The organism is Streptomyces sp. NPDC012888, from assembly GCF_042900645.1.
Taxonomy (GTDB): Bacteria; Actinomycetota; Actinomycetes; order Streptomycetales; family Streptomycetaceae; genus Streptomyces.
This window is the reverse complement of sequence record NZ_JBIBBM010000002.1, coordinates 381,363-391,814: the sequence shown is the minus strand read 5'-3', so window position 1 is coordinate 391,814 and position 10,452 is coordinate 381,363. Positions and strand designations below refer to the sequence as shown.

The 10,452-nt window shown below is 74.3% G+C and carries 8 protein-coding genes; 5 read left to right on the top strand and 3 right to left on the bottom strand.

Features of this window, described 5'->3' with window-relative positions; genetic code table 11:
• Positions 1-7: 7 nt before the first annotated feature.
• From meaB to mutA, 3 genes are read right to left on the bottom strand one after another with little or no spacing between them, the layout of a single operon-like run.
• Complete coding sequence (gene meaB, locus ACFY61_RS04155; protein WP_389466684.1) at positions 8-1,039, bottom strand: methylmalonyl Co-A mutase-associated GTPase MeaB; 1,032 nt, start codon at positions 1,037-1,039, stop codon at positions 8-10.
• Positions 1,040-1,056: 17 nt separating this feature from the next.
• Complete coding sequence (scpA, locus tag ACFY61_RS04150; protein ID WP_389466681.1) at positions 1,057-3,252, bottom strand: methylmalonyl-CoA mutase; 2,196 nt, start codon at positions 3,250-3,252, stop codon at positions 1,057-1,059.
• Entirely contained in the window at positions 3,249-5,108 is a 1,860-nt protein-coding gene (gene mutA, locus ACFY61_RS04145) for a methylmalonyl-CoA mutase small subunit (protein WP_389466678.1), read from the bottom strand. Before mutA ends, scpA begins: the two co-directional genes overlap by 4 nt.
• 685 nt (positions 5,109-5,793) lie before the next feature.
• Between mutA and ACFY61_RS04140 the strand changes: the two genes are divergently transcribed.
• The 5 genes from ACFY61_RS04140 to ACFY61_RS04120 are packed head-to-tail and all read left to right on the top strand — an operon-like array spanning position 5,794 to position 10,448.
• Positions 5,794-6,786, top strand: a complete 993-nt coding sequence (locus ACFY61_RS04140; protein WP_389466676.1) for a TauD/TfdA dioxygenase family protein — start codon at positions 5,794-5,796, stop codon at positions 6,784-6,786.
• Between the two features lie 48 nt (positions 6,787-6,834).
• The gene (gene ssuE, locus ACFY61_RS04135) at positions 6,835-7,419 is read left to right on the top strand and encodes an NADPH-dependent FMN reductase (RefSeq protein WP_389466673.1); all 585 of its coding nucleotides are present in this window, start codon (positions 6,835-6,837) and stop codon (positions 7,417-7,419) included.
• A gap of 42 nt (positions 7,420-7,461) precedes the next feature.
• Positions 7,462-8,499 (top strand): ABC transporter substrate-binding protein, encoded by a 1,038-nt coding sequence (locus ACFY61_RS04130; protein ID WP_389466670.1) that lies wholly within the window; start codon positions 7,462-7,464, stop codon positions 8,497-8,499.
• A 6-nt stretch (positions 8,500-8,505) separates the two neighbouring features.
• On the top strand, positions 8,506-9,303 hold the full coding sequence (locus ACFY61_RS04125) for an ABC transporter ATP-binding protein (RefSeq protein ID WP_389466668.1): 798 nt from the start codon (positions 8,506-8,508) through the stop codon (positions 9,301-9,303).
• Positions 9,300-10,448 (top strand): ABC transporter permease, encoded by a 1,149-nt coding sequence (locus ACFY61_RS04120; RefSeq protein ID WP_389466665.1) that lies wholly within the window; start codon positions 9,300-9,302, stop codon positions 10,446-10,448. The genes ACFY61_RS04125 and ACFY61_RS04120 overlap by 4 nt, the downstream gene beginning before the upstream one ends.
• The last annotated feature ends 4 nt before the right edge of the window (positions 10,449-10,452 follow it).

Genomic DNA, 10,452 nt, shown 5'->3' with positions numbered 1-10,452 from the left:
GGGTGCGCTACGCCTGACCCGGGGCCGGGGCCGGGGCCTGACCCGGGGCCGGGCACGGTTCCCCGAACGCCGCCAGGATGCGGTCCGCCGCCGACGTCGCCGTGAGGCGGCCCGCCCGGACGTCCGCCTCCAGCTCCGGGGCGAGGCCCCGTACGCCCGGGTGGGCGTGCAGGCGTTCCAGCAGGGAGTCGCGGACCATCGACCACGTCCACTCCACCTGCTGGGCCGCCCGCTTCGCCGCCAGGCGCCCCGTGCCGGACAGCAGTTCGCGGTGGGCCTCCACGCGGGACCAGACCTCGGCCAGGCCGGTGGACTCGCGGGCGCTGCACGTCAGCACCGGCGGGGTCCAGGCCGCGTCGGCCGGGTGCATCAGCCGCAGGGCACCCGCGAGCTCCCGGGCCGCCGCCTTAGCGTCGCGTTCGTGCGGGCCGTCCGCCTTGTTGATCGCGAGGACGTCCGCCAGTTCCAGGACGCCCTTCTTGATGCCCTGGAGCTGGTCGCCGGTACGGGCCAGCGACAGCAGCAGGAAGGTGTCGACCATGCCGGCGACGGCCGTCTCCGACTGCCCCACCCCGACCGTCTCCACCAGGATCACGTCGTAGCCCGCCGCCTCCATCACGATCATGGATTCGCGGGTGGCCCGGGCGACCCCGCCCAGGGTGCCCGCCGACGGGGACGGGCGGACGAAGGCCGCCGGGTCGACGGCCAGCCGCTCCATCCTGGTCTTGTCGCCCAGGATGGAGCCGCCCGTACGGGTCGAGGACGGGTCCACGGCCAGCACCGCCACCCGGTGCCCCAGACCCGTCAGCATCGTGCCGAACGCGTCGATGAACGTGGACTTGCCCACGCCCGGGACCCCGCTGATCCCGATCCGGCGAGCGGCCCCCGCGTGCGGCAGCAGCTCCGTCAGCAGGCGCTGGGCGAGCGACCGGTGGTCGGCCCGGGTGGACTCGACGAGGGTGATGGCGCGCGCGATCTGCGCGCGCTTCCCGCCGAGCACGCCCTTGGCGTAGGCCTCGATGTCGATGCGAGGGGGCATGGACCGGTGCCGCCCGCCTACAGCTCGTGGCCGAGGTCCGCGGCGAGCCGCGTCACCAGGTCGTGCGCCGCGTCCGGGATGACCGTGCCCGGCGGGAACACCGCCGTCGCGCCCATCTCCAGGAGCGTCGGGACGTCGGCCGGCGGGATGACACCGCCCACCACGATCATGATGTCCTCGCGGCCCTCCTCCGCGAGCTGCTCCCGCAGCGCCGGGACGAGGGTCAGGTGGCCGGCCGCCAGCGACGACACGCCCACCACGTGGACGTCCGCCTCGACGGCCTGGCGGGCCACCTCCGCCGGGGTCTGGAACAGCGGGCCGACGTCGACGTCGAAGCCGAGGTCGGCGAAGGCGGTGGCGATCACCTTCTGGCCCCGGTCATGGCCGTCCTGGCCCATCTTGGCGACCAGGATGCGCGGACGGCGGCCCTCCGCCTCCTCGAACCGGTCCACCAGCGCGCGGGTGCGGTCCACCGACGGCGACTCCCCTGCCTCGTTGCGGTACACGCCGGAGATCGTACGGATCTGGCCGGCGTGCCGGCCGTACACCTTCTCCAGGGCGTCCGAGATCTCCCCGACCGTGGCCTTCGCCCGGGCCGCGACCACCGCCAGCGCCAGCAGGTTGCCGTCGCCCCGGTCGGCGGCGTTCGTCAGGGCGCGCAGCGCGTCCTGGGTGACCGCCTCGTCGCGCTCCTCGCGCAGCCGCCGCAGCTTGGCGATCTGCTGCGCCCGCACCGACGAGTTGTCGACCTTCAGGACCTCGATCGCCTCGTCGTTCTCCACGCGGTACTTGTTCACGCCGATCACCGGCTGCCGGCCGGAGTCGATCCGCGCCTGCGTACGGGCCGCGGCCTCCTCCACCCGCAGCTTGGGGATGCCCGCGTCGATGGCCTGCGCCATGCCGCCGGCCGCCTCGACCTCCTGGATGTGCTGCCAGGCCCGGCGCGCCAGGTCGTACGTCAGCTTCTCCACGTACGCGCTGCCGCCCCACGGGTCGATCACCCGGCAGGTGCCCGACTCCTGCTGGAGCAGCAGCTGGGTGTTGCGGGCGATGCGGGCGGAGAAGTCCGTCGGCAGGGCGAGCGCCTCGTCGAGGGCGTTGGTGTGCAGCGACTGCGTGTGGCCCTGCGTCGCCGCCATCGCCTCGATGCACGTGCGGGTGACGTTGTTGAAGACGTCCTGCGCGGTCAGCGACCAGCCCGAGGTCTGCGAATGGGTGCGCAGCGACAGCGACTTGGCGTTCTTCGGGTCGAACTGCCTCACCAGCTTCGCCCACAGCAGGCGGGCGGCGCGCAGCTTCGCGACCTCCATGAAGAAGTTCATGCCGATCGCCCAGAAGAACGACAGGCGCGGCGCGAACGCGTCCACGTCCAGCCCGGCGCCCCGTCCGGCCCGCAGGTACTCCACACCGTCCGCCAGGGTGTACGCCAGCTCCAGGTCGGCCGTCGCCCCCGCCTCCTGGATGTGGTACCCGGAGATGGAGATCGAGTTGTAGCGCGGCATGTGCTGCGAGGTGAAGGCGAAGATGTCGGAGATGATCCGCATCGACGGCTTCGGCGGGTAGATGTAGGTGTTGCGGACCATGAACTCCTTGAGGATGTCGTTCTGGATGGTCCCGGCGAGCTTGTCGGGGGAGACGCCCTGCTCCTCCGCCGCCACGATGTAGAGGGCGAGGACCGGCAGCACCGCGCCGTTCATCGTCATCGACACCGACATCCGGTCCAGCGGGATGCCGTCGAACAGCTGCCGCATGTCGTAGATGGAGTCGATGGCCACGCCCGCCATGCCGACGTCGCCCGTCACCCGCGGGTGGTCGCTGTCGTAGCCGCGGTGCGTGGGCAGGTCGAAGGCGACCGACAGGCCCTTCTGGCCGGCCGCAAGGTTGCGCCGGTAGAAGGCGTTGGACTCCTCGGCGGTGGAGAAGCCCGCGTACTGCCGGATCGTCCACGGCTGGTTGACGTACATCGTCGGGTACGGGCCGCGCAGGTACGGCGCCACGCCCGGGTACGTCGCCAGGAAGTCCAGGCCCTCCAGGTCCCGCCCGGTGTACAGCGGCTTCACGCCGATGCCCTCGGGGGTCTCCCACACCAGGTCGGAGGCGTCCGTGCCGGTGGCCTCCTTGACGGCCGCGCGCCACTGGTCCTCGGTCGCCCCGGCCGGAGCGGCCGGCCCGAGCGGCAGCTCGGAGAAATCGGGGATCTTCGTCGAGCTCACCGGGCGACTCCCATCCGGTCGAGTACGGAGGACAGCACGGCGACCGCGTCGCAGCCCGCGAAGACGTACTCGTCAACGGCGCCGTCGGCGGAGCCGGGACGCCCGGCCAGGAACACGGTCGTGGCGCCCGCGGCGCGCAGCGCCTCCGCGACGGGAGCGGCCTGCTCCGCGTACAGGGCGTCGCTGGAGCACAGCACGGCCATGGCCGCCCCGGAGGCGGCGAAGGCCGCGCCGGCCGTGTCCGGGTCCACCGACACCGGGTCGTGCACCGCTTCGATGCCGCCCGCCTGGAAGAGGTTCGCGGCGAAGGTGGCGCGGGCGGTGTGCGCGGCGGCCGGGCCCAGCGCGGCCAGGAAGATCCGCGGCCGGCTGCCGGTGGCGGCCAGGTGCGCGTCGGAGCGGGCGCGCAGCGCCTCGTACGCCTCGTCGCGGCGGACCCGCGGCAGCCCGCCCGAGGGAGCGGCCGGGGCCGGCTCCCGCTCGGGGAGCCGCTCGCCGAGGTTGGGGAACTCGCTGACCCCGGTGACCGGTTCGCGGCGCTTGGCCAGCGCCTTCGTGCGTTCGGCCCAGGTCGCGGCGAGGCGTTCGGCCACCTGGCCGGAGCGCAGGGCGGCCGGAAGACCGCCGGCCCGCTCCACGGTCTGGAAGAACTCCCAGGCGGCGTGCGCGAGTTCGTCGGTCAGTCGCTCCACGTACCAGGAGCCGCCGGCCGGGTCGACCACCCGGGCCAGGTGCGACTCCTCCAGCAGCACGGTGGAGGTGTTGCGGGCGATGCGGCGCGCGAAGGCGTCGGGCAGGCCCAGCTCGTGGTCGAAGGGCAGCACGGTGACCGAGTCCGCCCCGCCGACGCCGGCGGCCATGCAGGCCACGGTGGTGCGGAGCATGTTCACCCACGGGTCGCGCCGGGTCATCATCACCGGCGAGGTCACCGCGTGCTGCCGCTGCGCGCCCGCCTCCGGGGCCCCCGAGGCCTCGGCGATCCGGGCCCACAGCCGGCGTGCGGCGCGCAGCTTGGCGATGCTCAGGAACTGGTCGGCGGTGGCCGCGTAGCGGAACTCCAGCCGGCCCAGCGCCGCCTCGACGCCCAGCCCGCCGTCGGTGAGCGCACGCAGGTAGGCCACTCCGGTGGCCAGTGACAGGCCGAGCTCCTCGGCCGCCGAGCCGCCAGCCTCGTGGTAGGGCAGGGCGTCCACGGCGAGGGCCCGCAGCCCCGGCCAGCCGGCCGCGGTCTCCCGGGCCAGGTCCACCGCGGCGGCGAGGTCCAGCGCCTCACCCGTACGGGCCTCGTGCCCCAGCGGGTCGGCGCCCAGGCTGCCCCGCGCGTCCTGCGGGGCCACGCCGCGCTCGGCGTACAGGCGCAGCAGCTCGCGGGCGGCGCCGGCGTAATCGGCGCCGGCGTCGAGGGCGACGGGAGCCAGGTCCAGGTACACCCCGTCCAGGGCGCGGGCGAGGCCGGACACGGGGATGCCGCCGGGGCCCACGGCCAGCCAGAGCGAGGTGACCCCGTTCTCCAGGTCGGCGAGCGCGGCCGTGTTGAGCGCCGCGGGGTCGGTGTGCACGAGCCGCTGCCGTACGTCCCACCCGGTCGCGGAGTTCCCCGCGGCCCGGCTGCCCCGCACGTAGGGGGCGAAGCCGGGGAGACCGGTGTCGGGCGCGGCGGAGGTGGCCGCGGTGTACAGGGGGCGGGTGCGGAGCCCGTCCTGGAGCTGGGTGGACAACGCGTCTTCCGCGGCCGAGCCGACAGCTTCCTTGCCCGACTTGCGCAGTACGCCCTCTACCAGGCGCTGCCACTGCTCATGCGTCGCGTCAGGGAACTCGGCGGCCAGGGAGAGCCCGTCGTCAGGCAGGACCGTCATGGCTCGAATGCTAGGGGGGTCGCTCATGCGAGACCATAAGCACCGGATGTGATCTCCCCCTCTACGAAGTGAACGACCGCTCACCCCGAAGCCCCCGCTGCACCCCGTCCCACGCGCCCGTCCGGCCGCGCCGGCGTTCGAGGCGCGGGGCGGGGGAGGGGTGCTGGGCGGGGGTGGCTGGTTCTCGTATGTACGGGGCGTGGCGGAGCGTGGCCGCCGCGTTGCGCCGCCGTGAACTCCACCGGCCCCAAAGCCCCCCGCCGGGGCATCGCGGCCGCCCCGGCACCGGCGAGGAACCGCAGGTCAGCGCCCGTACGACCGGCCCGGTGCGAGCCGGTCAGGCCGCCGTCGGCGGGGCCGGCGCCGCCCTTGACCGGCCCAAGGGCCACTGACACGCTCCTGGCCATGTCCGCAACCGAGCGATTCGACCTGCGGCTCCACACCTCCGGCGGCACCCCCACCGTGCCGGCCGCGTGTCCGGGCCGCTGTCCGGCCCTTCCCCGCTCCGTCTGAGCGTTCCCCCGCACGGCCCCCTCACGGCCCCCGCACGGCCCGCCCGCTCACCCCGGGCGCGACCGGCGCCGCACCGCATGCCTCCGTCGAGGAATCCCGGCCCCCCATCCCGCCGCCGCCCGCGGCCGGAGCCGGGTTCCTCCGCCAGCCCACCCCTCCCCGAGGAGTCACCATGGCCACGGCCACCCAGCCCACCACCGACCCCACGACCACCCCCGTCACCGTGACCCGGATCGGCGGCCGGATCGGCGCCCTGATCGAGGGCGTCCGGCTCGGCGGGGACCTCGACGCCCCGACCGTCGGCCGGATCCGCGCCGCCCTGCTCGCCCACAAGGTCGTCTTCTTCCGCGGCCAGGACCACCTCGACGAGACCTCCCACGAGGCCTTCGCCGAGCTCCTCGGCGCACCCGTGGCCCACCCCACCGTGCCGTCCGCCGACGGCCGTTACGCCCTCGGCATCGACTCGGAGCACGGCGCCCGCGCCAACCAGTGGCACACCGACGTCACCTTCGTCCCGGCCTACCCCGCCTTCTCCATCCTGCGTGCCGTCACCGTCCCGGCGTACGGCGGCGACACGCTGTGGGCCAACACGGCCACCGCCTACGCCGAGCTGCCCGAGCCGCTCCGGGCGCTCGCCGACGGCCTGCGCGCCGTCCACTCCAACGAGTACGACTACGCGGCCCTCCGCCCCGACGCCCTGCCCGAGGCACTCGCCCAGTACCGCGAGGTCTTCACCTCCACCACGTTCCTGACCGAGCACCCGGTCGTCCGCATCCACCCCGAGACGGGTGAACCCGCCCTGCTGCTCGGCAGCTTCGTCCAGCGTCTGGCCGGCCTGACCGGCCGCGACAGCCGCGCCCTGGTCGACCTCTTCCAGCAGCACGTCGAGCGCCCCGAGAACACCGTCCGCTGGCAGTGGCAGCCGGGCGACGTGGCGATCTGGGACAACCGCGCCACCCAGCACTACGGCGTCGACGACTCCGGTGACCAGGAGCGCGTCCTGCGCCGGGTCACCGTCGACGGCGACGTCCCGGTGGGCGCCGACGGCCGTACGTCGGTCCTGCTCAGCCCGGCGGAGGTCCCCGCCCCCGGCTTCGGCATCGCCTCCGGCGCCTCCACGTCCTCCACCGCCAGCACCGCCGACGCCGCGCCCCCGACGGCCTGAGCACCCCCACCCCCGCCCGCCCGCCCCACCCCCCCGGAAAGGGAAACCGTGTCCCGCGTCCTCGCCCTCACCGGCAGCCCCTCCCTCCACTCCCGTACCGACGTCGTAGCCGACCACGCCCTCCGCCGCCTCGCCCACGCGGGCTTCGGCACGGGGCACCTCGCCGTGCGCGAACTGCCCGCCGCCGACCTGCTCGCCGCCCGCACCGGGCAGCCCGAGGTGCGCCGGGCCCTGGCCGCCGTGGCCGAGGCGGACGGGCTGGTCGTCGCCACCCCCGTCTACAAGGCCTCGTACACGGGCCTGCTCAAGGCCTTCCTGGACCTGCTCCCGCAGGACGGCCTGGCCGGCAAGACCGTGCTGCCGCTGGCCACCGGCGGGAGCCTCGCCCACGTCCTGACCCTGGACTACGCCCTGCGGCCGGTGCTGGCCGCGCTCGGCGCCCGGCACGTCACCGCGGGCCGGTTCGTCCTGGACTCCTTCGTGGAGCGCGGCGGCGGCCCCGACCGGCTCCGGCCCGAGGCCGAACTCGACCTGTACCAGGCGGTCGACGAGTTCGCCGGGGCCCTCCGGCAGGGCCCCGCCCCGGTCGTCGTCACGGCCGCCGCCCCCACCGTCGCCACGACCACCCCCTGACCCGTCCGCCGCCCCACCGCACGAACCGAGGGAACGACCACCATGCCCGCAGCACCCATCCTCCCCGGCACCACCCGGCGACAGTTCCTCACCCTGCTCGGCCTCTCGGCGGCCGCGGTGAGCTGCGGCACCGCCACCGCCGGCGGCGCCCGCCCGCCCGCCGACCAGGTGAAGACCCTCAAGTACCAGGGCTGGGTGGGCCAGGTCACCCTGCCCGAGCTCGCCGCCGACCTCGGCTACCTCGGCGACGTCCGGCTGGAGTGGGTCGGCAACACCATCAGCGGCCCGCAGGACATCCAGTCCGCCGCCACCGGACAGATCCACTTCGGCGGCGCCTTCAACGGCGCGGTCGTCAAACTCGCCGCCGGAAACGCCCCGATCAAGGCGGTCATCTCCTACTACGGCAGCGACCGCAACACGTTCAGCGGCTACTACGTCCTCCAGGACAGCCCGATCCGCTCGGCCCGCGACCTGATCGGCAAGAAGGTCGGCATGAACACCCTGGGGGCCCACTCCCAGGCCATGCTGGACATCTACCTCGGCCGCAACGGCCTGTCGAAGGCGGACGCCGCCAAGGTCGAGGCGCTGGTCGTCCCGCCGGTCAACACCGAACAGGCGCTGCGGCAGAAGCAGATCGACGTGGCGGTGCTGGGCGGCGTCCTGCGCGACAAGGCCCTGGCGAACGGCGGGATCCGCCCGCTGTTCAGCGACTTCGAGCTGCTGGGCGCGTTCAGCGCCGGCACGTACGTGTTCACCGACCGCTTCATCGAGGAGAACCCGGACACCGTCCGGACGTTCACCACCGGCGTGGCCAAGGCCATCGAGTGGTCCCGCACCACCCCGCGCGAGCAGGTCATCGCCCGGCATACCGAGATCGTCCGGAAGCGCGGGCGCAACGAGGACACCTCCACCCTCCGGTTCTGGCGCTCCTACGGCGTCGCCGAGACCGGGGGCCGGATCTCCGACAAGGAGTTCCAGCTGTGGATCGACTGGCTGGGCGACCGCGGCGAGGTCAGGAAGGACCGCCTCAAGGCGTCGGACCTCTACACCAACGAGTTCAACGCACACGGAAAGGCCTGACCCGCCATGGCGAAGATCGTCTTCGAGGGAGTGCGCAAGACCTTCCCGCACAAGGACCGGGGCGCCTTCACCGCGCTCGACGGCGTCGACCTGGAGATCGGCTCCGGTGAGTTCCTGGTGGTGGTCGGACCCAGCGGCTGCGGCAAGTCCACCCTGCTGGACCTGCTCGGCGGCCTGACCCGGCCCACCGAAGGGCGGATCCTGCTGGACGGCGATCCGGTCACCGGGCCGGGCCTGGACCGGGGCACCGTCTTCCAGCAGTACGCGCTGCTGCCCTGGCGGACCGCACAGGGCAACGTGGAGTTCGGCCTGGAGGCCACCGGCGTCCCGCGCCGGCGACGAGCCGCCCGGGCCCGGGAGTTCCTGGAGCTGGTGGGCCTCGCCGGTTTCGAGGACCGGCACCCCCACGAGCTGTCCGGCGGCATGCGGCAGCGGGTGGCCATCGCCCGCGCGCTGGCCTACGACCCCGACGTCCTCCTCATGGACGAGCCGTTCGCGGCGCTGGACGCGCAGACCCGCGAGGCCCTCCAGGGCGAGCTGCGCCGCATCTGGGAGACCACCGGCAAGACGGTCGTCTTCATCACGCACGGCATCGAGGAGGCCGTCTACCTGGGACAGCGGGTGGCCGTGATGACCTCCCGGCCGGGCCGGATCAAGGAAGTGGTGCCGGTCGCGCTCGACGGGCACACCGGAGACGTCCGCTCCAGCCCCGAGTTCGCCCGCTACCGGCACGAGATCTGGGACCTCCTCCACGACGAGGTGGCCCGCGCCCAGCAACTGGAGAAGGAGGCGGTCACGGCATGAGCACCGGAACCGACATCACCGCGATCGCGGCGGCCGGCGCCCCGGCGCCGCCGCAGGACCCCGCCCCAGCCGCCCCAGCCGCACCGGCCGCACCGGCCGCACCGGCCGCACCGGCCGCACCGGCCGCACCGGCCGCACCGGCCGCCCCGGCCGCCCCGGCCGCCCCGGCCGGGCCCGCCGCCGTACGCCCGCCGGCCCGGCCGCAGCCTCCGCGGCCCGCCGCGGTGCCGACCGCGTCCGCCGCACCCGCGCAGGCCGGCACGACCCCACCCGCACGGCCCACCCGCACCCCGGACGCCGCGGAGACCCCGGAGACCCGGGAGACCCCGGAGGCCGCGGGAGCCGCCCGGGGGCCGGTGCCGCGCGTGTTCCGGGCCGTCGCCCGCGCGGCCAGGGCCACCGCCCTGCGCACCGTGGCCGTCCTCGCCCTGCTCGCGCTCTGGGAGGCCGCGCCCCGGGCCGGCCTCGCCGACCCGACCTTCCTGCCGCCCTTCAGCGAGGTGCTCACCGCCTGGTGGGAGCTGCTCGCCGGCGGGCAGCTCGGCGAGCACGTACGGGCCAGCCTCACCCGTTCCTTCGGCGGCTTCGGCATCGCCGTCCTCGTCGCCGTCCCGCTCGGCCTGCTCATCGGCTGGTACCGGCCGGTCGCGGACCTGCTCGGGCCCCTGCTGGAGGTGTTCCGCAACACCGCGGCCCTCGCGCTGCTGCCCGTGTTCGTCCTGCTGCTGGGCATCGGCGAGACCTCGAAGGTGTCCATCGTGGTCTACGCCTGCGTCTGGCCGGTCCTGCTCAACACCATCAGCGCGGTCCGCAACGCCGACCCGACCCTGGTCCGGCTGGCCCGCTCGATGGACCTGTCCACGCCCCGGCTGTTCCAGAAGGTCATCCTCCCGGCGTCCGTCCCGGCCGTCTTCACGGGCGTCCGGCTGGCCGGTGCGGTCTCCATCCTGGTCCTGGTCGCCGCCGAGATGATCGGCGCCAAGGCCGGCCTCGGCTACCTGATCAACGCCTCGCAGTACAACTTCGCCATCCCGCAGATGTACGCGGGCATCATCACGATCTCCGCCATCGGCGTCGCCTTCAACCAGCTGCTCGTCACCGTCGAACGCCGCCTCAGCCTGTGGCGCGTCCCCGCCTCCGCCTAGGGAA

Excerpts from the sequence above, each read along its gene's own strand:
- ACFY61_RS04140 (WP_389466676.1), top strand. The coding sequence starts at position 5,794 with ATGGCCACGGCCACCCAGCCCACCACCGACCCCACGACCACCCCCGTC.
- mutA (WP_389466678.1), bottom strand. The coding sequence starts at position 5,108 with ATGACGGTCCTGCCTGACGACGGGCTCTCCCTGGCCGCCGAGTTCCCT.
- meaB (WP_389466684.1), bottom strand. The coding sequence starts at position 1,039 with ATGCCCCCTCGCATCGACATCGAGGCCTACGCCAAGGGCGTGCTCGGC.
- ACFY61_RS04130 (WP_389466670.1), top strand. The coding sequence starts at position 7,462 with ATGCCCGCAGCACCCATCCTCCCCGGCACCACCCGGCGACAGTTCCTC.
- ACFY61_RS04120 (WP_389466665.1), top strand. The coding sequence starts at position 9,300 with ATGAGCACCGGAACCGACATCACCGCGATCGCGGCGGCCGGCGCCCCG.
- ACFY61_RS04125 (WP_389466668.1), top strand. The coding sequence starts at position 8,506 with ATGGCGAAGATCGTCTTCGAGGGAGTGCGCAAGACCTTCCCGCACAAG.